The sequence below is a fragment of the Viridibacterium curvum genome (assembly GCF_039544165.1).
Taxonomy (GTDB): domain Bacteria; phylum Pseudomonadota; class Gammaproteobacteria; order Burkholderiales; family Rhodocyclaceae; genus Viridibacterium; species Viridibacterium curvum.
The window spans coordinates 290,560-313,750 of sequence record NZ_BAABLD010000017.1 but is presented as its reverse complement, the minus strand read 5'-3'; the positions used below and the strand labels follow the sequence as shown (position 1 = coordinate 313,750).

Below are 23,191 nucleotides of genomic sequence, written 5' to 3'. Positions count from 1 at the left end.
CGGAGATGCGAATGGCATTCCCGGGGTGTTCTGCCCTGTCGGGCGGGCGTGGTGCTGGAGCCAATGAACTGTCACGTTCGCGACTTATACTTGCCGACGTGACATTTTTCGCGTCCGTTCGGCCGACTCACTCCGGACAATGGCGCGCTCAACGTAATCTGATATCGAGACTGGAATGGCAAAGGCAATGATTCTTGCCGCAGGGCAAGGCACCCGGGTACGTCCGCTGACCAAGGATATTCCCAAGCCCATGATTCCCATCCTGGGCAAGCCCGTCATGGAGTATCTGATCGAGCATCTGGCGCGTCATGGCGTCAAGCAGATCATGGTTAACGTGGCCTTCATGCACCGCAAGATCGAGGAGTACTTCGGCGATGGACATCGCTGGGGGGTCGAGATCGGCTACTCCTACGAAGGCGTCTGCGAACATGGCGACATGCTGCCAAAGCCCATCGGCTCGGCCGGCGGCATGAAGCACATTCAGGACAACAGCGGCTTCTTCGACGAAACGACCATCGTGTTGTGCGGTGACGCCATCATTGATCTGGACATCACGGCTGCGCTGGCCGAGCACAAAGCCAAAGGCGCACTCGCCAGCGTGGTGGCACTCGACGTGCCGCGCGAAGAGGTGAAGAACTACGGCATCGTCGTTTCCGACAAGGAGGGCAAGATCATCTCCTTCCAGGAAAAGCCGTCGCCTGAAGAAGCCAAGTCCACACTGGCATCAACCGGTATCTACATTTTCGAACCTGCCGTGCTGGATCTCGTGCCTTCAGGCAAGGTCTATGACATCGGGAGCGAACTGTTCCCTTCGCTGGTCAAGCTCGAAAAGCCCTTCTTTGCACAGAAGCGGTTCTTCAACTGGATCGACATCGGCCGCGTCACCGACTACTGGACCGTGCTGCAACGCGTGCTGCGCGGCGAAGTGGAGGAGATGCACATGCCGGGCACACAAGTGCGTCCGGGTGTGTGGGTCGGCCTCAACACGCACATCGACTGGGACAAGGTGAAGATCGAAGGTCCGGTCTACATCGGCTCCAGCGTGCGTATCGAACCGGGCTCGACCATCATCGGACCGAGCTGGATCGGCCATGGCAGCCATCTGCGTGCCAATGCCACCGTCGCACGCAGCGTGTTGTTTGAATACACGCGTATCGGAGAAGGCATGCTGTTCAACGAGATGGTTGTCTCGCCGCGTTACTGCGTGGATCGTGCGGGGCATACGACTTACGTGGGCGACGACCGTTGCACTCTGCGTTGGGGTGATGCCCGCGGCTGATCGGAACGTGCCACAAACAAAAAGCCCGGTCGATGACCGGGCTTTTTGTTTGTCTGGTGGGCCCCCTGGGAGTCGAACCCAGCACCAACGGATTATGAGTCCGCTGCTCTAACCAGGCATGAGCTAGAGGCCCATAGTGCCTTCGTCATCGCGGCTGCTTGCTCACGGTGTCGTAGGCATTTTGAAACTTCGAGATCGTGTGGGTTCGTGAAGAAGCCGTAGCGAGCGCCTCAAGGTCGAATCGCGGAGCGGAGCTGTACTTGAGTACAGCGAGCACCACAGATTTCGAGATTGAGGCGAGCCGAGCAGTAGGCTTATTCGCGGACCTTAGCCTTCGCCGTCGAGGAAGGAGCGCAGCTTCTCGGAACGGCTGGGGTGACGCAGCTTGCGCAGCGCCTTGGCTTCAATCTGACGGATACGCTCGCGCGTCACATCGAACTGCTTCCCGACTTCCTCAAGGGTGTGGTCGGTGTTCATTTCGATGCCGAAACGCATGCGCAGGACCTTGGCTTCGCGCGGGGTCAGCGAGTCGAGGATTTCCTTGGTCGTGTCCTTCAGCGACGAATACAGAGCAGCTTCGCCTGGCGAGAGCGTCGAGGTGTCCTCGATGAAGTCGCCGAGGTGGGAGTCGTCGTCGTCGCCGATCGGCGTTTCCATCGAGATCGGCTCCTTGCTGATCTTGAGGATCTTGCGGATCTTGTCTTCCGGCATTTCCATCTTGATCGCCAGTGTTGCAGGATCCGGCTCGGCACCGGTTTCCTGCAGGATCTGGCGCGAGATGCGGTTCATCTTGTTGATCGTTTCGATCATGTGAACCGGAATACGGATCGTGCGTGCCTGGTCAGCGATCGAACGAGTGATGGCCTGACGGATCCACCATGTGGCATAGGTCGAGAATTTGTAGCCGCGGCGGTATTCGAACTTGTCCACCGCCTTCATCAGACCGATGTTGCCTTCCTGGATCAGGTCGAGGAACTGCAGGCCACGGTTGGTGTATTTCTTTGCGATCGAGATCACGAGACGCAGGTTGGCCTCGGTCATCTCGCGCTTGGCGCGGCGCATCTTGGCTTCGCCCGTGGACATCTGCTTGTTGATGTCCTTGAGATCCTTCAGCGAGATCTGGATGCGTTCCTGCAGATCGATGAGCTTTTGTTGCTCTTCGAGGATGTTCGGCTGCATGCGCATCAGCGTGACGCAGTAGGCAGCGCCCGAGCTGATCTCGTTCTTGAGCCAGTCGAGGTTGGTCTCGTTGCCGGGGAACACCTTGATGAAATGCGGGCGCGGCATGCCGGAGCGATCAACGCAGAGCTCAAGGATCTTGCGTTCGTGCTTGCGGACGTCTTCGACCATATGGCGAACGGTGTCGCAGAGGTTCTCGATGACACGCGCCGTGAAGCGGATGTTCATCAGCTCGGCGCAGATCTGGTCGTGAATCTTCTGGTAGCTCTTGTCCTGTGCGCCCTTCTTGGCCAGCGCAGAAATCATCTTGGGGTAGAAGCCCTTGATGATGTCGAATTTGGCCAGGGCGTCAGCCTTGAGCTGCAGCAGCGAAGCCGACACGGCAGCGCTGCCGCCGTCTTCGTCTTCCTCTTCTTCTTCGTCAGCGGCGAGTTCTTCGTCCTCGTCTTCAGACATGGACTTTTCTTCTTCAACGGCGTTCGGATCGATCAGGCCGTCGACGAGTTCGTCGATGCGCATTTCATCCTTGCTGACCTTCTCGGCCATGGCAAGGATTTCGGCAATGGTGGTCGGACAGGCTGCGATGGCCATGACCATGTGCTTGAGGCCGTCTTCGATACGCTTGGCGATTTCGATTTCGCCTTCGCGCGTCAGCAGCTCGACGGTGCCCATTTCACGCATGTACATGCGGACCGGGTCGGTCGTGCGGCCGAATTCGGAGTCGACCGTAGAGAGCGCCTGCTCGGCTTCGGCTTCAACTTCTTCGTCGACGACTGCAGTGGCGACACCATCTGTCAGCAGCAGGTCTTCTGCAGCCGGCGCTTCGTCGAACACCTTGATGCCCATGTCATTGAACGTCGAGATGATCGATTCGATCTGCTCGGCGTCGACCATCTCGTCGGGGAGGTGGTCATTGACTTCGGCGTAGGTGAGGTAGCCGCGCTCCTTGCCGAGTGCAATGAGGTTCTTCAGACGCGTGCGACGGACCTCGGCGTTCTCGCCCGGAGCCACCAGCTCGGCGGGGAGATTGCGCAGATCTTTCTTGTCTTTTGCCTTGGCGGTTTTTGCTTTGGCAGCAGGGGCCTTGGCGGCGGGAGCCTTGGCGGGCGTAGCGGGAACGTCGTTGCGGACTTCGGTGGCGGAGGGTTTTGCCTTGGCCATGGGGTTCCTCTGGGCAGCGCTTGTGTGTTCTGGGCGCCCGCTCCCGTTGCCTTGCGGTGAGAGCGGGGAAACAGATAAGTATATGTTAGACAGGGGGTTTTTGTCCAGCCTTGAGTGATTGCTTGTGGCTCAGCAGGGCGGCGAAGCGGCGCGATTCGTCTGTGCTGAGCCCGCCCTGACTGGCTTTGGCACTCAGTTGGGCAATTTCGCGGTCGATCTGGTTCCGTTGCAAAGTACGCACAATGTCATCCAGCAGAACAAGAGCGGCTGTGTCTTCGAGTGGCTCTTCGTCTTCCGTGCCGGTCAGGAGATCGGCAAGGATATTTCGCAAGCCGGCGTCGGCCTGACTGTCGAACAAGGTGCTCAGTGACAACCCGTGGCCTGCGCGTTCGCAGAACAACTGCAGGATGGCGCTTTCGCCGGCGTCTTCGAGTAGGCTGTCGATGTTGTCCGGCAGTTCTGCGCAGAGGGCAGGTTTGCTTGCCAGCAGACGCAGCAGCTGACGCGATGGCGTTACCACGCGTTGGCGTTCGAGCCGTTTGGGGGGCGGGCGTACTTTCTTGCCTGGCTCCAGTCCCAGAGCACGCTCGACTTCGGGCAGGTCCATGCCGGCCATGTTCGCCAGTTGGCGCAGGGTCTGCGCGCGCAGGATGGGGGCCGACATGCGCGGGATCCAGTCCTTGGCTTCGTGCACAAGGCGGGCGCGGCCCTCTGCTGTGTCGAGATCCAGCGTGCCGCGCAGCTCACGCAGCAGAAAATCGGTGAGTGGTGTGGCTTCGTCCAGCGCGCGCTGGAAGGCAATCAGCCCTTGTTCGCGGATGTAGCTGTCGGGGTCGTGCTCTTTTGGCAGGAACAGGAAGCGCACGGCACGGTCATCGGCGAGGTGTTCAAGGCTGTTTTCGAGTGCGCGGCGAGCGGCCTTGCGACCGGCGTTGTCTCCGTCGAAGCAGAACACCACGCGCTCGGCCTGACGGAAGAGTTTCTGGATGTGCGTCGGTGTCGTCGCGGTGCCCAACGTGGCGACGGCTGCGCCGAAACCGAACTGGGCCAGGGCGACGACATCCATGTAGCCCTCGGTCACGACAACGGTATTGCTCTCGCGGATCGCTTGTCGCGCTTGATGCAGACCGTAAAGCTCTCGGCCCTTTTCGAACAGCGGCGTCTCGGGTGAGTTGAGGTATTTCGGTTCGCCTTGACCCAGCACGCGGCCGCCAAAGCCGATGATGTTGCCGCGCTGGTCGTGGATCGGGAACATCACGCGGTCGCGGAAGCGGTCGTAGCGGCGCCCGGCATCGTTGGTGATGACCAGTCCGCCTTCGACGAGGCCGGGGTCTTCGTAGTGTTCGCCGAACACGGTGCGCAAGCCTTGCCAGCCCTCGGGTGCATAGCCGATGCCGTAGCGGGCAGCGACTTCACCGGTGAGGCCGCGGCCCTTGAGGTAGGTGATTGCGTTGGGCGACACCTTGAGCTGGTCGCGATAGAACTTCGCGGCACGCGCCATGACTTCAAGCAGCGATTGGCTCTGCTTCTGGCGTGCGGGGTCGGGGCGATCTTCTTCCGGAACGGTGAGGCCGACTTGTTGGGCGAGCTCCTTGATCGCGTCGCGGAATGACACGCCAGCGTATTCCATGAGGAAGCCGATGGCCGTACCGTGCGCGCCGCAACCGAAGCAGTGATAGAACTGCTTGGCGGGGCTGACCGTGAAGCTCGGGGATTTTTCGTTGTGGAAGGGGCAGCAGGCGAGATAATTCGCGCCGCCCTTCTTGAGCGGGACGTGGCGCTCGATCAGATCGACGATGTCGACCCGGGCGAGCACCTCCTGGACGAAGGATTCCGGGATCACTCCCCGCGCCCTGTGGCTTACTTCGCGAGGGCGGCCTTGACCTTGCCGGACACAGCCGTCATGTCAGCACGACCAGCCAGGGCCGGCTTCAATGCCGCCATCAGTTTGCCCATGTCGGCCGGGCCGGTGGCGCCGGTGTCGGCGATTGCCTTGGCAATGGCTGCATCGATTTCAGCGTCAGTCAGGCCGGCTGGCATGTAGGCGCTCAGCACTTCGATCTCGAAGCGTTCGGCCGCAGCGAGATCCTCGCGCTTGGCGGCCTCGTACTGGGCCACGGAGTCGCGACGTTGCTTGAGCAGTTTGTCGATGATGGCGACCACGGCTGCATCGTCGAGCGTGACGCGCTCGTCGACTTCTTTCTGTTTCAGGGCGGCAAGCAGCAGGCGAATGGCGGAGAGCTTGGCGCTCTCCTTGGCGCGCATGGCGGCCTTCATGTCTTCGTTGATGCGTTCCTTGAGGGACATGCTGATTCCTTGTCTTCGGGCACTTCAAACAACAAAACCCGGCCACCCAAGAGGGCGCCGGGTCATGCGGCACTGCGGTCTGGCGCGGCCCGCCGGGCCGCTGCGATCAGAACAGCTTCGGCGGCAGGGTCTGGCTGCGCAGACGCTTGTGCAGACGCTTCACGGCAGCGGCTTTCTTGCGCTTGCGCTCGGCTGTCGGCTTTTCGTAGAACTCGCGGGCACGCAGGTCGGTCAGCACGCCGGCCTTTTCGATGGTGCGCTTGAAGCGGCGGATGGCAACTTCGAACGGCTCGTTTTCCTTGACACGTACACCAGGCATCTTGATTCCTTGGTTCCGCTTGCGGCTCTTGGGTGGCGCAAGCTGGTTCGCAAATGGGTATTGATTGGGTCGCAACAACCTGCGGTCGTTGCAGAGAGTCGGCGATCATACATGCGCCGATGGAAATTTCCAAGTCCACGGCGGCCGGGGCGGGTGGCGGCGCTAGAATCGCAGCCCATGAGCAATATGGTTTCAGCCGGGAACGGCTTTGTACTGGGTATCGAAAGCTCCTGCGACGAGACGGGGATCGGCCTGTACGACCTGTCGCAGGGGCGCTTGGCGGCGCATCGGGTGTTTTCGCAGATCGACCTGCATGCCGCTTACGGCGGTGTGGTGCCCGAGCTGGCATCGCGCGATCACGTCAGGCGGATCGTGCCCTTGATTCGCGAAACGCTGGAGGCCGGCGGTTGCAGGCGAGACCAACTTGCGGCTATTGGCTATACGACTGGCCCGGGCCTTGCAGGGGCGCTGCTGGTGGGCGCCAGCGTGGCAGAGGCCATGGCGGCCGCCCTCGATGTACCGGCGATTCCCATTCATCACCTGGAAGGGCATTTGCTATCGCCGCTGCTGGCCAGCGAGCCGCCGGACTTTCCATTTGTAGCCTTGCTGGTGTCAGGGGGTCATACCCAGCTGATGCGGGTGAGTGGTGTTGGGCAATACGAACTGCTCGGAGAGAGTGTCGATGACGCTGCGGGCGAGGCATTCGACAAGACGGCCAAGCTCATGGGCTTGGGCTATCCCGGCGGTCCCGCTTTGTCGAAGCTGGCTGATCAGGGCGTGGCAGGCCGCTTCAAGCTGCCGCGTCCGATGCTGCATTCGGGCGATCTGCAGTTTTCATTCAGCGGCCTGAAAACGGCGGTGCTGACGGCAACGCAGGCGCCGGATTACAGTGAAGCGAGGGCAGCCGATCTGGCCGCAGAGTTTCAGTCCGCAGTGGTTGAAGTCTTGTGCAGCAAGGCTCTGGCTGCCCTCCGGCAGACGGGGCTCAAGCAACTGGTGGTGGCCGGCGGTGTCGGCGCCAATCGCCACTTGCGCGAGCATCTTGTGGCCGCGGCATCGAAGCGCCACGTGAAGGTGTTTTTCCCCGAACTGGAGTTCTGTTCCGACAACGGCGCGATGATCGCGCTTGCCGCAGCGATGCGGATGCAGGCAGGCTGTGCGAAACCGACGCGGGATGGGGCTTTCGTCATCCGCCCGCGCTGGCCACTGGATCAGGCCTGATCTGCTTTCTTCTGGCCGATACGGCCTTCCTGGCCGGCCATCAGTTTCTTGATGTTGCTGGTGTGGCGCCAGATCAGCAGCAGTGACATGGTCAGCACGGCGCCAGGCATGACGTTATGCCCCATGAAGAGGTAGGTGATGACCGGTGCGGCGACGGCTGCACAGAGCGCGGCAAGTGAGGAATAGCGGGTTGCTGCTGCAACGGCGATCCACACCAGCAAGGTGGCGCAACCGACGCGCCAGTCCAGTCCGAGTAGCACGCCAGCTGCTGTCGCGACGCCTTTGCCCCCCTTGAAGCGCAGGAACACCGAGAACACGTGCCCGAGAAATACCGCCAGTGCCACGCCGGCCACCATGTGCTCAGGCAGATGCAGTGCCATGGCGAGCGCGACGGCAAAAGTCCCTTTGATGGCGTCACCAAGTAGCGTGAGTAGCGCCGCGAGCTTGTTGCCACTGCGCAGCACATTGGTGGCGCCGGGGTTGCCCGAGCCGTAGCTGCGTGGATCACCAAGCCCCATGAGTTTCGAAACGATGACCGCGAACGGGATGGAGCCGATCAGGAACGCCACGAGAAAAGGGAGGGCGGAGACTAGAATGGTGGACATGGCGTGCGGCTTCAACAGGACGGCGGGAAATGGATTTTATCTTTATTGAGGGTTTGCAGCTTGAAGCCTGGGTCGGCATCTACCCGCGCGAGAAAGCTGCGGCACAGGCCGTCGAGATCAACCTTACGTTCGGCGTGCCCGATGCGGCGGCCGAGCACGATGACATTGCAGACACCATTGACTACGACCGCGTTGTCAGCCGCATTCGCGAGCTGCTGGCCGAGCGGCATTTCAATCTGCTCGAAACGCTGGGGGAGTTTCTCGTCGGTGTGTTATTCGAGGAGTTCGGTGCGCCCTGGGTCAGGCTGTCGATTGCCAAGCTGGGGGTCTTGCGCGGTGTGCGCCGAGTGGGGGTTTATATCGAACGCGGACGGGAGGGTTTTGTGCCGCCCGTCTGGCCTTCTGCTGCGCATTGAGTCATTCACCGGCGAATAAAAAGGCTGCCTCAGGGCAGCCTTTTTTCATTCAGGGAACAATCGATTTACTTGATGAGAAGGTTGTCGATTTTCTTGCCGCTCTTCAGATAGGCTGCCACCCATGCAGGCTGGCGACCGCGGCCGGTCCAGGTCTGCGAGGTGTCTGCGGGGTTGCGGTACTTCGGCGGCACCTTGCGGCCCTTGGGGGCGCCGGGCTTGCGGCCGGTGCGGCCGGATTTCTTGCCGAGCAGATCAGAGAGAGGGACGCCGGCGTCAGACGCGAGCTTCTGCACTTTCTTCAGCAGATCCTTTTTGGCGCTGTCAGCACGACGTGCGATTTCGGTTTCGATACGTGCTTGCAGACGTTTGAGTTCAGTCAGCGAGAGTTTGCCGAGATCCATGAATAACCTTTCAATGATTTATAGCGGCAGAAAATGCCGGATTGCGGCCGGATTATCGTCGAGCAATTCGAAAATCGCAAAAAATATTTTCAGATAAATACCGATGCGCAATATTGCAGAGCCTTCGTCAAAGCATTTTTCAGCCAATTTTCAGGCGCGCGGGTGATGGATTTCGTGCAGTTTTTTCAGGCGTTCGCGTGCTACATGGGTGTAAATCTGTGTCGTCGAAATATCGGCATGGCCCAGCAATAACTGGACAACGCGCAAATCGGCGCCGTGATTGATCAGGTGTGTTGCGAATGCGTGGCGCAAGGTGTGTGGGGAAATCGTCGCCGCGGGAATACCCGCTGTCACTGCGTGGGCCTTGATGATTTTCCAGAACATCTGGCGCGTCATGGCAGTGCCGAAGCGATTCAGGAAAAGGCTGTCGCAGGGTGCCTTCAGCAAGGCGGGCCGTGCCTCACGCAGATAGCGACGAATCCAGTCGATGGCCCATTCTCCCAGCGGCACCAGACGCTCCTTGCTGCCCTTGCCGGTGATGCGCACGAGGCCGGAAGAGAGGTCGATCTCGAACATGCGCAGGTTCACCAGTTCGCTCACGCGCAAGCCGCTGGCATAAAGGGTTTCGAGCATCGCGCGGTCGCGCAGACCTTGTGGCGTCTCGATGTCGGGCGCATCCAGCAAGCCCTCTACCTGGTGTTCGCTGAGGGTTTTCGGGAAGCGTTCGGGCGCGACTGGCGGATCGGCCTCTATCGTCGGATCGCGACTGATCCGGTTCTCGGCTTGAAGCCAGTGATACAGACGGCGCGTGGCGGCCAGCATGCGGCGCTGGGTGCTGGCTTTGCGCGACGCGGCGAGCTGCACCAGCCATGCAGCAAAGTCGTGCTTGTTGCAGTTCACCAGGCCGCTTTGCTGCGTGGCGAGCCAGCCCGCATGCAGCGCGAGGTCGGAGCGATAGGCTTCGAGCGTGTTTTTCGACAGACCATCCTGCAGCCACACGGCGTCAATGAAGTCGTCGATGAGCTGTCGGTCTTCCGCGGTCGGCTGCGGACGCGCCGGATCTACAGGGCGCCCTCGTGTGCCAGCAGCCATTTCTTGGTCTCGATGAGCCAGCCGTCGCTGGCGTTGGCAAAGCCGCCCAGTCCGCTCGCTGCAACAACGCGATGGCAGGGGACGAGGATGGGCAGAGGGTTGGCACCACAGGCCTGGCCGATGGCACGCGCGGTGCCGCCGGCAGACGCGACCAGTTCGCCATAACAGCGCGTCTGGCCGCGCGGAATCGCAGAGATGGCCCGCCACACGCGTTGCTGGAAGGCCGTGCCTTTTGCACGATGCGTGACGGGCAAGGGGGCATCGGGCGAGGCCAGCCAGTCATGCAGCGCCTTGCCGAATGCCTTCAACAGCGGTGTTGTCGGTGCCTGAAGATGCGCTGCGGGGGGCAGGAACGCCAGCAGATTGATGTGCTCGCCGTCGCTGCGGGCGCCGAAGCGGCAGGTGGGCAAGGCATAGATGGCGTCGAAAGAGTCGGCGGACGGCAGCTTGCTCATGTCTTACCGAGCAGTTGATCTTTCAGGTCCGCTTGCACGGGCTTGTTACCCAGCCAGATTTTCAATACGGCAACGAAGAAGTCTTCGCCCGCGATGTCGCTGCCTTTCTGTTCGTTGCCGACGATAACGCGCGTGCCGCTGGCGGGCAGGTAGTCGAGGCGGATGCTGGTCTTCTCGGCGACCTTGCCGATGCTCAGCATGATGCTGCGCAGCTGGGCGACGCGGGGCGCGAGCTTGCTCATCTCGGCAGTCGAGTGGTTGGCTTCGAGGGCTTCGATCAGCGCATCGGTGAGTTGTTCGGCCGTGAGGTCGCGCAGCGTGGTGATCTGCACGCGACGTGCCCCCGTGCTGGCCAGCACGGCATCGGCTGCGGCTGTTTTCTGCGGCAGGTAGAGGCCGATGGCATAGACCTTGACGACAGCAAAACGGGTGCGCAGGCCGGCACCGTTGAGTTTGAGTTCGCTGCCGGCAACGCTGGTGCTGTCGGCGAAGTTGATGCCGGCGACGTCCAGTGCCTGCGCAGGCATTGAAAGGGCAAGACCAAGAAGGGCGCTGCAGAGGTAAACGCGCCCCCGGCTTTGGCCTGATCGGCCCAAGCCGCCCCCCGTGGGGGCCAGGAAAATCCTGGGGCGGCCCGGCGATTTTCTTGAGGGTGACTTGAACATGATCTGTCTCCTTCTGTTGTAGGTACCGTGCAGCGTCGCCCAGCAAGCACCGCCGGTCAATTGCGGTTTTCCGGACATTGCGTGGCGTGACGCGGGCTGCCGCGCACGGCGAAGCGTACCTGCTCCAGCGTCTTGCCGCCGCTGTCTTGCAAGCTCAGCGCCCATTCGCCGGGTTCGGGCGCCCAACTTTCGTTCGCGGCGAGGGCGATGCGGCAGGGCTGGCTGCCGCCGCGCTCGAGCTGCCAGTGGTGGTCGTTGCGCAGGGGGACCATGTCGAAGGGCAGGCGTTCGTTGCCGGCCGGAATGTCCGGGTCCAGCGCGACGATGAGGCCATTGGCGGGGTAGCGGATGCGGGGTGTGGTTTCATCCGTGGCGACGCGGCCCACTTCGCGCACCTCGGTGCCGGCGATGAACCATTCGCGGCGTGGCGATTCTTCTATGTCAGTGAAACGCACCTGCACGGCTTGCAGTGTGCGTGGTGGTGACGGTGTGCGGGAGGGGGAATCGGCATGCAGGGCCATCATCATCTCGCGCCACACGGGGGCGGCGCCCTGAACGCCGGAGACGTCCCACATTGGCGCGCCGCTGGCGTTGCCGACCCACACGGCGACGGTGTAGCGGTCGCTGAAACCGGCGCACCAGTTGTCACGCATGTCCTTGCTGGTGCCGGTCTTCACCGCTGTCCAGAACGGTGTGGCGAGCACGTTTTCGAGACCAAAGCCGGGGGCTCTTGCGCCACGGTCGGAGAGGATGTCGCCAACGATGTAGCTGGCGTCTTCGCTGAATACGCGTCGCTTGTTGCCCGGGGCTTCATCACGTGAGCGGCGCACGCCATTTGCCATGCCGCGATTGGCGAGCGTGCGGTAGGCGTTGGCGAGATCGAGCAGGCGAACGTCGGAGCCGCCCAGCGCGAGCGACAGGCCGTAGTGCTCGGCGCTCTCAGTCAGCGTGGTGAAACCGAGGCGCTTGAGGCGCTCGTAGAAGGGCGCGATGCCCGTGAGCAGCAGGGTGCGCACGGCGGGGATGTTGAGCGAGGAAGCCAGCGCGGTGCGCGCCGACACCCAGCCTCGGAACTGGCGGTCGTAGTTGCGTGGAATGAAAACGCCGTTCTCGGCCGTCAGCGCGAGCGGCGAGTCGTCGATCAGCGAAGCTGCCGTGAGGCGTTGCTGCTCGATGGCGAGGGCATAGAGGAAGGGCTTGAGCGTCGAACCGGCTTGTCGTAGTGCCAACACGCCGTCGACCTCGGCCGCGTCCGACAGGTTGCCGCTGGAGCCGACCCAGGCCAGCACGTCTCCGCTCGCGTTGTCGATGACGATGAGCGCACCGTCTTCGACGTTCTGTCGGCGCAGCTCGCGCAGGTGGCGGTGCAGGCTGGCGTTGGCGAGGCGCTGCAGGCGGCCGTCGAGCGTGCTGCGCAGCACCGGCTCGCTGCCGGCGGCGAGCGCGGGTGGTGCAGTATTGCCGTGTTGTCGCGTCCAGTCGCTGAGGGCGAGTCGTGCTGCATGGGGTGCGGCAGCGGGCTGCAGGGGCGGCGCGAGTGCGCGGCGTGGCAGCTGTTGCACAGCCATGCCCTTGAGTGTGTCGCAAGGCGGCAGCGGCAGGCTGGCGTCTTCGTTGCGTAAGGTGGCGATGATCGCGCAGGCACGTTCGGCAACGCGTGCGGCCGACGCTTGCGGTTGGCGCACGAGGGCGGCGAGCAGCGCGGCTTCACCGTAGTCGAGGCCATCCGGCTGTTTGCCGAACCACACTTCGCTGGCGGCGGCGATGCCGACGGTTTCACCGCGCCAGGGCACGAGGTTTAGCCAGGCCTCGAAGATCTGCGACTTGCTCCAGCGCGATTCCAGATCGCGGGCAGCCATGGCCTGGTCCCACTTGCGGGCAATGTCGCGGCGCTGGCCTGGGGCGGCGCGCAGTTGCTCGTTGAGCAGGGCTGCGAGCTGCATGCTGATGGTGGAGGCGCCACGCGTGGCCTTGTCGCCGCCGAGCGCGCTACCCGCCTTGTCGAGGGCGGCACGCGCGAAAGCCAGCCAGTCGACGCCGCCGTGTTGCCAGAAACGTTGATCTTCGGCAGTGACCAGTGCGCGTTGCAGGGCGGGAGAAGTGTCGCCAAGGCGTTGCCAGGCGAGGCGGCGAACGCCCTTGTCGATGCGCAGGCGCTGCAGGGGTTGGCCCTGGCGGTCGAGCAGCAGCCAGTCAGAGGGAGTGTGGGCGGCGCGCACTGTCTCGAAGCTGGGTGGTGTCTGGGCCATGCTTATGCCGACACCAAGGCATAGGGCAAAGGTAAGCAGGGTGCGCCGCAGGCTCATGCTTCGTCGTTCCCGCCAGAGCCCTCTCCCCCAACCCCTCTCCCGCAAGCGGGCGAGGGGAGCATCACGCGGCTGCGCCGACTGTAAAGCTGGCAGGAATGACGACGTGCGGGCGAACTATGCCGGATGACGCGACAGCCGTTGGCCATCCCTCCCCCTTTTTCAAAGGGGGGAAGGGGGGCGTTGTGTTGCGTGCGGTTCATTACTCCACGCGCCATGCCGGGTTGGGCGACTCGGCGTAGTTCTCGGGCGCATACATCGCTTCGACGCGCGTATTTGGCAGCAGAAACTCGCCCGGGTTGTTGATGCGCACGGCGTACTCGACCGTGGTCTTGCCCTTGGGGAAGTACTCGTAATAGGCACGGTAAGCGCTGAACGAGCGCTCGACGAAACTTGCACGACCCCACCAGTTGCCGGTGTCATCACTGACCTTGGCACCTGCAATCGCACCCTGCCCAGCGAGGCCGCCACCGAGGATGGTGGAGCCCGCGGGTACCGGATCGTCGAGTACCACCCAGGTCCAGGGCGATTGCGCTTCGATCTCGATGCGGATCAAGGCCACGTCGCCACGGCTCCAGCGGCCCGGCGTTCTCTGCTCCAGCGCTTTCACTTCCTTGCGCATTACAAAGCCGGCGCTGACTGGTGCCTTGAGTGCGCGAGCAACGCGAGTCTGCACGGTCACCCAGGGTTTGCCGGTGCCGCTGTGCGTCAGGTTCACGTCACCCTTGCCGTTGGCGGGCCAGTCAAAGCGGAACAGGGCGCCGCCATCGGCCGCCGGGTCGCGCCAGGCTGTGTTGATGCCAGGCCGTATGGCGCGGCCGTTGGCGACGTCGTCCGCCGCCTTGGCCTCGCGCTGCATGCGCGCCGCTTCGAGTGCTGCCCAGTCGGCCGTCATCGCGGCGGTGTCGCTGCCGTCGAGCTGCACGCGCGTCTGGCCGGCGACCGGTTGCGACTCAAACTTCTGCGCAAACTTCTGCAGCATCAGCACGCCCCAGGTGTTGGCCGTGGTCGTGCCCCAGTTGCCCTGCGACTGGCGCGCCAGCGCGCCACGCACAAGGCGCGGCAGTTCGCGCTGCCAGCCGGGCTGGTCGATGAGGGTGGAGATGCCGCGCAGCACGTTACCGTCCGGCGAGACCATCAGCCACCACCAGTAGTCGTCGCGCTCGGTGTTGAAGCGTATCAGCGTGCCCTGCGAGTCCATGCGCGCGCGCAGCTGGTTCTCGACCTCGGCCATCTGTTTGGCGCGCGCAGGCAGTTTGGGCATGCGCTGCAGGATGGACAGCCAGTCGATGAGGCTGCTGGTGGGCCACAGGCCAGGCGTGATCTGCACGGTCGCGATCTGGCCCGGCGTTGCGCGGTCGTAACGCGCCAGCGCTTCGATGGCGACGAGCTTGCGTTGCGGCAGGTCAGGCCGCGGCGACCAGTAGGGGCGGTCGCTCTTGTCGAGCTGCAGACGCCCTTCGACAAATGCGGCGAGCGCTTCGAGCATGCGCTCGCGCGGCCCTTCCGGAATCTCGTAGCCGGCTTCATGCGCGACCGACAGCACATAGGCCGTCAGCGTTGTCGAGCCGTGGTAGCGCTCACGAGCTTCCGAGCTTGGCGGGAAGTAGCCGACCAGTCCGTCGTTGTGGAAGTAGGTCGGCAACTCGTTCATCAGGCGTTGCCAGGCGGCGCGGTTGTCGGTGCTGATGTAGCGCGAGGTCTGCTGCTCCAGGCAGTTGTAGGGGTAGCGCAGCATGTAGTCGCGCACGCTGTCGACCGACAGGCCGAGGGTGGGCTTGAGGTAGACATCGACACTGCCCATGCCGGCGATACCATCCGCCGGGCGTTGCACTGGCAGGGTGAGCTTGCCGTCGAGCTGCTCCAGCGTCGCAGCCGTGACTTTGCTTTGCAGCGCTTCGTTGACGGTCTGCGTAACCTTCAGCGCATCGCGATCACCGCCCGCGGTAGTGGCGTCGAAGCGCCACTGGATCTGCCGCACGCGCATCGGCACCTGCACGTTCCACGCCACTTCGCGCGATTCGCCAGCGGGCAGTTCGATGCTCTGCGTGGACAACCCTGCGAGCGGCGAACTGCTGCCAGCGGGGGTTGCTGCAGGGGTCACCTGGATGCTCTGCGCGCTCTTGCTGAGGTTGCGCACCGTCACCATGGCGCGGAAGCGATCACCCTCGCGCACCACCGGCGGCAGGCCGGCGAAGAGCTGCAGGTCGCGCGTGCTGCGTACGGTGGCGCTGCCGGTCCCAAAGCGTGCGGCGCCCTGGCGTGCGATGGCGACGAGGCGGAAAGTCGTGAGGCTGTCGTTGTTGGGTACGCGGATGCGCGCCTCGCCCTTGTCGTCGAGCACCACGTGCGGCTGCCACGACAACAAGGTGTCGAACAGCTCGCGCGTCGGCGCGCCACCGCCGCCGCCTGCCGGTACGGCCTTGAGGCCGAAGTGGCGCTTGCCGATCACCTGCGATTGCGCGGTGGCGGTACTGACCGTGTAGCCACGACGACCCATCATGCGTTCGAGCAGGTACCAGGAGTCGTTGCGCGACAGCGTCAACAAGGCTTCGTCGACGACGGCCAGTGCGAACTCGCCACCCTTGGCCGGCGTGCCGTCGGCCAGCGTGACGCGCACTTTGGCGGTGATCTCTTCACGCGCCTTGTACTCGGGCTTGTCAGGTTCGACAGCCACCTTGAGCGTGTAGCCCTGCCAGCCAACGTTGATCTCGGCCACGCCCAGCTTGTAGGCCGGCTTGCCGAGGTCGACGAGGGCCGTGGGCTGAACGTCACCGATGCGGCCGCGCACGACCAGCACCGAGATGTAGGCGTTAGGGCCGTAGTGCGGCTTGATCGGCACACTGATGCGCGGGTCCTTGCCCGACAGCTGCACGGTGAAGCGGTCGATGATGCCTTCGCGCTCCACGCTGACCAGTGCGGTCGCTTCGCGGAACGGCATGCGCACCTGCAGCTGGGCCGTTTCGCCCGGCTGGTAGTGCTTGCGGTCGGGCAGGATGTCGATGCGCTCGGATTCGTCCTGACCGAACCAGTACTCCTCGCCGTAGTTGCTGCCGCCTTGCCATACGGTGGTGGAGGCGTAGCTGGTGCGGCCGGCATCGTCGCGCACGCGGGCCTCGACGATCATTTCGGCGCTGCTCTGGTCCTTTTCGGCCGCCGGGCGACGGAAGCGACAAGTCGCCATGCCCTTGGCATCACTGCTGCCCTTGCAGACTTCGCCGAGCGGGGTGAGGGTGTAGCGCGTGTCGTAGGTGTAGTAGCCGCCCAGCATGCGCTTGCGGTGGACGAAGGCGCGGCGGTACCAGGCTTCGACGACATAGCTGCTGTTGGCAGCCGGTTTGAGGCTGGTGTCCAGCGTGGCGACACGCAGCGAGACATCGTCGCTGCCGGCTTGCTGGGCTTCGCCACTGATGGCCGCCACGCGTGCAGCCGGGAACCAGCGTTGCACCGTGCTGGCCGTGCGTGTTTCGCCCGATGGGTCGTTGTACTCGATCTCGGTCGTGACGTCGGCCGGGCGCGACCACTTGGGCAGGTTCTGCAGGTTGGTGCCCAGCGTGCCTTCGCGGTCCAGTATGAGGTCGCGCCGGTCGTCGAACACGACGGGCTCCGGATCGTTCTGGCTCCAGCCTTCGGCGCTCAGCTTGCTGGCATCGACCGGGGCATTGCCGATGTTGAAGTTCTCCAGCTCGTCGCGGCCCTGCACCCAGGCCGGGCGTGCCTCGCTGCGCAGGCGGATTTTTTCGCCTGCGGCGCCGCCGCCAGAGAGATAGCTGACGCGGGCATTGACGCTGATGCCGTCGCGCCCGACGAGGGGTTTGCCACCACCGGTGACGACCTCGGCCTTGAGCACGGGCAGGCGGAATTCGGCAATGCGGAAGATGCCGCCGGGCCACAGGCGCGAGGCGGGCGACCAGCCGCTCTCGTCCTCGTACTCCATGTCGCCATCGCCGCTCGATTTCTCGCCGGGGCGCAGGAAGCTCACGCGATAGCGACCGAGTTTTGCCGCGTCCGGAATCTTCCAGCTGGTGTCGGCGACGCCGCCCTTCCAGCTGATGGGCATTTCGTATTCTTCGTCACCACCGATCAATGACACGACTATGCGGTCCGGCAATTGCTCGGCGGGCACGTGAGCAAAACCGTTCATGGTGTGGCGGCGCGCAACGTGCTGCATGTTCACGGTTTCGCCGACGCGGAACAGCGGGCGGTCGAACACGGTGTGCGTGACCACGTCGGGCATGATGCCGCCGTAGGGCATCTGGAAGCGCCAGCGCTCGATGCCCTTCTGCCAGCTGGTGGTGGTCATCGACATGTCTTCGACGCCGTTGCTGCTGACGCGCGCAAAAATGAAGAAGGGCTCGTAGGTGCAGCGTTTTTCGGTCGATTGCAACTTGCGTGGAATGAGCATCGTGCCGTCGGCCGTGGTCTTGCCAAACGACAGTTGCTTCCCCTCACAGTCACGCACGGCGACGCGTGCGTCTGCCACCGGCAGGCCGGTGTCGAGTGAGGTCACCCACACCAGCGAATTTTCGTCGCCGAATTTGTAGTGCACGGCGAGGTTTGTGTTGATGGCCTCCGTACGTACGTACATTGGCTTGGGTGTCTCCAGCAGGCGCGAGCCGAGGTACTGCGATTCGCCCTCCGCGACGTAGTAACCGGGCTGGCCCAGCGGAATGCCGACCACTTCCATGGGCTTGGGGCCGTTGGGTTTGGGCAGCAACATCAGCTTGGCGTTGCTGTGTTTCTTAAGCACAGAGGATTCGCGGTCGTAGTAGGTACCTTTTTGCGAATCATTCTGACGGCGCAGCCAGGCAATGATCTGTTCGTCGGTCGTGAGGCGCAGCAGGCGCACCTTGGCCGAGGTTTGAGGTGCGCTGCCATCCGCGACGGGCAGGTTGCGGTCGGCCGATGACAGGCTGTCGAGGTTGCGCAGTGTTACCGGCAGGATGCCGCCAGCCTTCAGTTCGACGATGCCGAAGTCAGCGGCGAACTTGAGCAGGGGCGGGTAGTCGGTGGTCTTCAGCGTGACCCCGGCCAAGCGGTTGCGATTGGTGAGCGGGCGCCCGGCGTCGTCGCGGATCTGTGCCGGCACGACGAGCCGGAACTGCTCGCGCGGCGGGAAGGGGCCACTGAACTGCACGCCCTCCACGTCTTCCGCGCCTTCTTCGTATTCGCTGAACTCGGCGGCCCACTTGCGGCCACCCGCGCCAACGAGCTGAATTTTCGCCACGTCTTCACGTTTCACCGGTGCAGTGAAGTCCAGGCGCATGTTGCCGAAGGGCGTGCAATCGGCATTGGCGTTCTCGCGCTCGCAGCGCACGCTGACGGTGAATTCCGGGCGCACGCGGAACTCGCGTTTCTCCTCTGCCGTGGTGGCGAGGCCAGATGTGCCGCGCACACCAATGCCCCACACCACTTCGACTTTGGCGCCGGCCGGCAGCTTGCGTGCGCAGCGGAAGTAAGCGAGGTGACGCGCGTTGTCTTCCGTCAGATTGCGGTCCTTGAGCAGGCGGGCGCGCTCCGCAGCCGGAGCAAGGCGCGTCGGGATGCGCTCGCCGATGCCCTCGGCAACGCAATAGACGCTGCGTTCGATACTGGCCGGGTCGATGGCGCCTGTGGTGTCGGCGAAGAACAGGGCGTCTTCGTCGATGCGGTAGTTGTCGCCGACAGTATTGAGGTTGCGCAGGTTGGGCCCGCCGGTGTTGAAGCGGTAGGCCGCTTCCATCTTGACGGGCTTGCCTGTGGCGTCGCGATAGTCGGGTACTGGCGTGAACTCGCACTTCAGACCCGCAGGCAACTCCTTGCCGAAATCCATCACCCATGTCTGCGTATCGACCCAACGCGCCGTGCCCGGAATCGGCTTGTCGGTGCCCACACAGTTGCCGCGCAGCGGCGAGGGGCCGGACGGGTCACCGAGCGGGCGTACCGGGACGTCAAAGTTGGCTTTGACCTGCCGCACCTGCTTGGTCTCGCCCTGTGGGCTGAAGCTCCGCAGTTCTGCGGCGTTTGCCGTCAGGTGGGTGAGGGTGACAAGGCCGGCAACGAACAGTAAAGGCAGGGTGGGGCGCATGCAGGGCTCCGGGGGTGAGGCGAGGTGGGCAGCAGGGTAGCGAGCGGTTGCGGCAGCAATTCGACATGCCGCGCGCATTCTGAGCGATGAACTGGAGGGCGGCAACGAGGCCTGTCGGGCAGGAAGGCGCGTTCAGCGCGTCTTGCTGACCATGTCGCGCAGCGCGCGGGCCAGCGGTGACTCGGGGTCCAGCGATTCACCCAGCGAGCGCAGTGCGTCCTTGCTGGCCGGGCTGATGCTGCGGGTTTCGCGGGCGTAGAGGCCACCGCGTTCTGAACTATGAACAGCGCGCACCTTGATACGGATGCCCTGGATGGGTTCGCCTGCAGCGCTGAGGGCCGCGCGCAGGCTCTCCTGGCTCATCTTGAGGCGCGAAGCGAGAGCGGGCGTGCTGGCATGCAGGGTCAGGATGCCGGTCTCGAAGTTGGCAACGCTGACCGCGCCCAGCATGTTGGGCGGCAGCTGGCGCTCCAGCTGGCCCTGCATGCGGACGAGCCGCGCGGCGTGGTCGCGCAGACGCGAAAGTGCGTCGTCGCTGCCGAGAAAGCGGTTTAGCTGGCCTGCGGACATGGTGCGGGGCGGGTGACTTGGGGCTTGTACTGGGCGAAACCGGCCTGATCTGCCGGTTACGCATGCTAACGCCTGGGCGGGCGGGCCGCCAGCGCTTGTGCTGCGCGCCCTGAGAGCGGGCTTGAGCCAGCCCGGCGGGCTGTCACGGCCCGCATGTTAGAATCGCGAGCTTCGCGTAAGGCAGGTCGGTCGCCCGCAACTCCGGCGCCTGTGGTCTTTCGCACCCATTACTTACTTGCCCTGTTCACATCACAAAAATGATCCAAGGTCTGCTCAAGAAGTTCTTCGGGAGTCGCAACGAACGCCTGGTGCGTCAGTACGCGGCCCGTGTGCGTGCCATCAACGCGCTGGAACCGCAGATGGAAGCGCTGTCTGACGAGGCCTTGCAGGCCAAGACTGGCGAGTTCCGTGACCGCATTGCCAAGGGCGAAACCCTTGATGGCCTGCTGACCGAGGCTTTCGCCGTGGTGCGCGAGGCAGGCAAGCGTGTGCACGGCATGCGCCACTTCGACGTGCAGATGATCGGGGGCATGGTCTTGCACGACGGCAAGATCGCAGAAATGCGCACCGGTGAAGGCAAGACACTGACGGCGACCGTGGCGGTGTACCTCAATGCGCTGTCGGGCAAGGGCGTGCACGTGGTGACGGTCAACGACTACCTCGCTTCGCGTGACGCGGACTGGATGGGGCGCATCTACCGCTTCCTGGGGCTGACGACGGGCGTGAACCTGTCGCAGATGAGCCACGAGGAGAAGCAGAAGGCCTACGCGGCCGACATCACCTACGGCACCAACAACGAATTCGGCTTCGACTACCTGCGCGACAACATGGTGTATGAAGTCGGACAGCGCGTGCAGCGAGGCCTCAACTACGCCATCGTTGACGAAGTGGACTCCATTCTCATCGACGAAGCGCGTACCCCCCTGATCATTTCGGGTCAGGCTGAAGATCACACTGATCTTTACGTGAAGATGAATGCCGTGCCGCCGATGCTGACGGTGCAGATCGGTGAAGACGACAAGGTCGAGAAACCCGGCGACTACACGGTGGACCTCAAGCAACACCAGGTGCTGCTGACCGAGCAGGGTTATGAACGTGCAGAGGAAATCCTTGCCAGGCTGGGCATGCTGCCAGAAGGCAGCAGCCTGTACGACCCGGCCAACATCCTGCTGATCCACCACCTGTATGCCGCTTTGCGCGCGTACTCGTTGTTCCACAAGGACCAGCACTACGTGGTTCAGAACGGCGAGATCATCATCGTTGACGAGTTCACGGGTCGCCTGATGTCCGGCCGTCGCTGGTCAGACGGTCTGCATCAGGCCGTCGAAGCCAAGGAAGGCGTCGCCATCCGAGCCGAGAACCAGACGCTGGCCTCGATCACCTTCCAGAATTACTTCCGCATGTACGGCAAGCTCGCCGGCATGACCGGTACGGCCGATACCGAAGCCTACGAATTCCACCAGATCTACAACCTTGAAACCGTGGTGATCCCGACCAATCGGGACATGGTGCGCAAGGATGCGAATGACCTCGTGTATCGCACGGCGGCCGAGAAATACAAGGCCATCATCGACGACATCAAGGATTGCCACAAGCGTGGTCAGCCCGTGCTGGTCGGCACGACCTCGATCGAGAATTCCGAATTGCTGGCACAGATGCTTGAGCGCGAAGGCTTGCCGCACCAGGTGCTCAACGCCAAGCAGCACGCACGTGAAGCCGAGATCATTGTGCAGGCAGGTCGCCCCGGCGTGGTCACCATTGCGACCAACATGGCCGGTCGCGGTACCGACATCGTGCTCGGCGGCAACGTCGAGAAGCAGATCGCGGCGCTGGAAGAAGATGCTTCGCTGACCGATAGCGACAAGGCTTCTCGCATCGAGGCGCTGCGCGCTGAATGGAAGCTGCTGCACCAGCAGGTGCTCGATGCCGGCGGCCTGAAGATCATTGGTACGGAACGTCACGAGTCGCGTCGTATCGACAACCAGCTGCGCGGTCGCGCCGGTCGTCAGGGTGACCCGGGCGCGAGCCGTTTCTACCTCTCGCTCGAAGATCCGCTGATGAAGATTTTCGGCGGTGACCGTCTCAACATGATCATGCAGCGCCTGCGCATGCCCGAGGGCGAAGCCATCGAGCACGGCATGGTGACGCGCTCGCTCGAATCCGCCCAGCGCAAGGTCGAGCAACGCAACTTCGATATCCGCAAGCAGCTGCTCGAATACGACGATGTGGCCAATGACCAGCGTCGCGTGGTCTACCAGCAGCGTAACGAGTTGCTGGAAAGCGCCGAGATTTCCGAAACCATCACGGCCATGCGTCAGGGCGTGATCGCCGAGCTGTTCCGCAGCTTCGTGCCGGCTGAGTCGGTCGAAGAGCAGTGGGACATGGCGGGTTTCGAGAAGGCGCTGGAAGCCGAGTACCGCATCAGCCTGCCGGTGACGCAGTGGGCGGGAGAAACAGGCCTGTCCGACGATGACATCCTTGAGCGCATCATCAAGGCTGTCGACGACGCCTACGCAGCCAAGATTGCCGAAGTGAATCTGGAAGCCTGGCAGAGCTTCGAGCGCAACGTGATGCTCAACAGCCTCGATTCGCACTGGCGCGAACACCTTGCCGCGCTGGATCACTTGCGTCAGGGCATCCACCTGCGTGGCTACGCGCAGAAGAACCCCAAGCAGGAATACAAGCGCGAAGCCTTCGAACTGTTCGAGGCGCTGCTCAATGCCGTGCGTGTCGATGTGACGAAGATGCTGGTCACGGTGCAGATTCGCTCGGAAGAGCAGATCGAGGAAGTCGCTGACGCCCGCCCCGCTGTGGCCAACGTGCAATACCAGCACGCCGGTTACGAGGAGGCGCTGGCCGCCGCAGCGACTGCTTCACCCGAAGCTGTGCCGGTCAACGACACACCGCGCGTGGGTCGTAATGATCCTTGCCCCTGCGGTTCGGGCAAGAAGTACAAGCACTGCCACGGCCAGCTGGCCTGAGCGGTGGTCCATCGTTGTAACAAGATCAGCCGTAACGAAAAGGGGTCGGGATGCCGGCCCTTTTTCTTGGTTTCTGGCGAAGTTTGCGCGACGCACAAATTTCGTTTGTAATGGGACAAGGTGCGGGTTTGCCTGCCGCACCAAGGCGGCAGTGACCGCCGACCAAT

Annotated in this window: 16 protein-coding genes and 1 tRNA gene; 4 read left to right on the top strand and 13 right to left on the bottom strand. The window is 63.2% G+C overall.

Annotation, left to right across the window (positions count from 1 at the left end; translation table 11 throughout):
* Positions 1 to 175 precede the first annotated feature (175 nt).
* Complete coding sequence (locus tag ABEA02_RS17880) at positions 176 to 1,279, top strand: nucleotidyltransferase family protein (RefSeq protein WP_345534461.1); 1,104 nt, start codon at positions 176 to 178, stop codon at positions 1,277 to 1,279.
* A gap of 54 nt (positions 1,280 to 1,333) precedes the next feature.
* Here the strand turns inward: ABEA02_RS17880 and ABEA02_RS17875 are convergent.
* The 5 genes from ABEA02_RS17875 to rpsU all read right to left on the bottom strand — a co-directional run bounded on the left by ABEA02_RS17875 (position 1,334) and on the right by rpsU (position 6,245).
* Positions 1,334 to 1,412 (bottom strand) — tRNA-Ile (locus tag ABEA02_RS17875).
* A gap of 194 nt (positions 1,413 to 1,606) precedes the next feature.
* A complete protein-coding gene (rpoD, locus tag ABEA02_RS17870) occupies positions 1,607 to 3,619 on the bottom strand; it encodes an RNA polymerase sigma factor RpoD (RefSeq protein ID WP_345534460.1) in 2,013 nt (670 codons plus the stop codon).
* A gap of 85 nt (positions 3,620 to 3,704) precedes the next feature.
* On the bottom strand, positions 3,705 to 5,462 hold the full coding sequence (gene dnaG / locus ABEA02_RS17865) for a DNA primase (protein WP_345534459.1): 1,758 nt from the start codon (positions 5,460 to 5,462) through the stop codon (positions 3,705 to 3,707).
* A 17-nt stretch (positions 5,463 to 5,479) separates the two neighbouring features.
* The gene (locus tag ABEA02_RS17860; protein ID WP_345534458.1) at positions 5,480 to 5,926 is read right to left on the bottom strand and encodes a GatB/YqeY domain-containing protein; all 447 of its coding nucleotides are present in this window, start codon (positions 5,924 to 5,926) and stop codon (positions 5,480 to 5,482) included.
* Positions 5,927 to 6,032: 106 nt separating this feature from the next.
* A complete protein-coding gene (rpsU, locus tag ABEA02_RS17855) occupies positions 6,033 to 6,245 on the bottom strand; it encodes a 30S ribosomal protein S21 (protein WP_345534457.1) in 213 nt (70 codons plus the stop codon).
* Between the two features lie 186 nt (positions 6,246 to 6,431).
* Between rpsU and tsaD the strand changes: the two genes are divergently transcribed.
* Complete coding sequence (tsaD, locus tag ABEA02_RS17850; RefSeq protein ID WP_345534874.1) at positions 6,432 to 7,466, top strand: tRNA (adenosine(37)-N6)-threonylcarbamoyltransferase complex transferase subunit TsaD; 1,035 nt, start codon at positions 6,432 to 6,434, stop codon at positions 7,464 to 7,466.
* Here tsaD and plsY read toward each other — a convergent pair.
* On the bottom strand, positions 7,457 to 8,071 hold the full coding sequence (gene plsY, locus ABEA02_RS17845; protein WP_345534456.1) for a glycerol-3-phosphate 1-O-acyltransferase PlsY: 615 nt from the start codon (positions 8,069 to 8,071) through the stop codon (positions 7,457 to 7,459). The genes tsaD and plsY overlap by 10 nt on opposite strands.
* Positions 8,072 to 8,100: 29 nt before the next feature.
* Here plsY and ABEA02_RS17840 point away from each other — a divergent pair, with 29 nt between their 5' ends.
* The gene (locus ABEA02_RS17840) at positions 8,101 to 8,487 is read left to right on the top strand and encodes a dihydroneopterin aldolase (protein ID WP_345534455.1); all 387 of its coding nucleotides are present in this window, start codon (positions 8,101 to 8,103) and stop codon (positions 8,485 to 8,487) included.
* Between the two features lie 65 nt (positions 8,488 to 8,552).
* Here ABEA02_RS17840 and ABEA02_RS17835 read toward each other — a convergent pair whose 3' ends face one another.
* The 7 genes from ABEA02_RS17835 to ABEA02_RS17805 form a co-directional block, all read right to left on the bottom strand.
* Positions 8,553 to 8,888 (bottom strand): H-NS histone family protein, encoded by a 336-nt coding sequence (locus ABEA02_RS17835; protein ID WP_345534454.1) that lies wholly within the window; start codon positions 8,886 to 8,888, stop codon positions 8,553 to 8,555.
* Positions 8,889 to 9,038: 150 nt separating this feature from the next.
* A complete protein-coding gene (gene xerD / locus ABEA02_RS17830) occupies positions 9,039 to 9,980 on the bottom strand; it encodes a site-specific tyrosine recombinase XerD (protein WP_345534453.1) in 942 nt (313 codons plus the stop codon).
* Positions 9,950 to 10,435 carry a methylated-DNA--[protein]-cysteine S-methyltransferase gene (locus tag ABEA02_RS17825; RefSeq protein ID WP_345534452.1) on the bottom strand — a complete coding sequence of 162 codons (486 nt, stop codon included), beginning with the start codon at positions 10,433 to 10,435 and terminating at the stop codon, positions 9,950 to 9,952. Before ABEA02_RS17825 ends, xerD begins: the two co-directional genes overlap by 31 nt.
* Entirely contained in the window at positions 10,432 to 10,962 is a 531-nt protein-coding gene (locus ABEA02_RS17820; RefSeq protein ID WP_345534451.1) for a chalcone isomerase family protein, read from the bottom strand. The genes ABEA02_RS17825 and ABEA02_RS17820 overlap by 4 nt, the downstream gene beginning before the upstream one ends.
* Before the next feature lie 194 nt (positions 10,963 to 11,156).
* Complete coding sequence (gene pbpC, locus ABEA02_RS17815) at positions 11,157 to 13,406, bottom strand: penicillin-binding protein 1C (protein ID WP_345534450.1); 2,250 nt, start codon at positions 13,404 to 13,406, stop codon at positions 11,157 to 11,159.
* A gap of 202 nt (positions 13,407 to 13,608) precedes the next feature.
* The gene (locus tag ABEA02_RS17810; protein ID WP_345534449.1) at positions 13,609 to 19,473 is read right to left on the bottom strand and encodes an alpha-2-macroglobulin family protein; all 5,865 of its coding nucleotides are present in this window, start codon (positions 19,471 to 19,473) and stop codon (positions 13,609 to 13,611) included.
* Between the two features lie 132 nt (positions 19,474 to 19,605).
* Complete coding sequence (locus ABEA02_RS17805) at positions 19,606 to 20,043, bottom strand: DciA family protein (RefSeq protein WP_345534448.1); 438 nt, start codon at positions 20,041 to 20,043, stop codon at positions 19,606 to 19,608.
* 257 nt (positions 20,044 to 20,300) lie between these two features.
* Here ABEA02_RS17805 and secA point away from each other — a divergent pair, with 257 nt between their 5' ends.
* Positions 20,301 to 23,024, top strand: coding sequence for a preprotein translocase subunit SecA (gene secA / locus ABEA02_RS17800; protein ID WP_345534447.1), 2,724 nt, complete (start codon positions 20,301 to 20,303; stop codon positions 23,022 to 23,024).
* The last annotated feature ends 167 nt before the right edge of the window (positions 23,025 to 23,191 follow it).